At 45.0% G+C, this 536-nt stretch carries 1 protein-coding gene; it reads right to left on the reverse strand.

The window, feature by feature from the left end; all coding sequences use genetic code 11:
- The coding region (locus tag KTJ10_RS17960) for a GTP-binding protein (RefSeq protein ID WP_262442554.1) at nt 1-536 on the reverse strand (536 nt) is incomplete at both ends.

Consider the following 536-nt stretch of genomic DNA (forward strand, 5'->3'; position numbering starts at 1 on the left):
GCATCGCCTTCCAACGCTTTAAGCGCAGAACCACGGATAACTGGAGTGTCATCACCTGGGAAGTCATAAGTAGAAAGAAGTTCACGAACTTCCATTTCTACTAATTCAAGTAATTCTTCATCATCAACAAGGTCACACTTGTTCAAGAATACGATGATGTAAGGTACACCAACCTGACGAGAAAGAAGGATGTGTTCACGAGTTTGTGGCATTGGACCGTCAGTCGCAGCACACACAAGGATCGCGCCGTCCATCTGAGCAGCACCAGTAATCATGTTTTTAACGTAATCGGCGTGGCCCGGGCAGTCAACGTGCGCGTAGTGACGAATTGGAGAATCGTATTCTACGTGTGAAGTATTAATTGTAATACCACGTGCTTTTTCTTCAGGTGCTGAGTCGATTTGTGAGTAATCTTTCGCTTCACCGCCGTAAGTTTTTGCACAAATTGTTGCAATCGCAGCAGTTAAAGTTGTTTTACCATGGTCAACGTGACCGATTGTGCCCACGTTTACGTGTGGCTTATTACGTTCAAACTT

It is taken from the genome of Acinetobacter sp. WU_MDCI_Abxc222, assembly GCF_025514755.1.
GTDB classification, from domain to species: Bacteria; Pseudomonadota; Gammaproteobacteria; order Pseudomonadales; family Moraxellaceae; genus Acinetobacter; species Acinetobacter geminorum.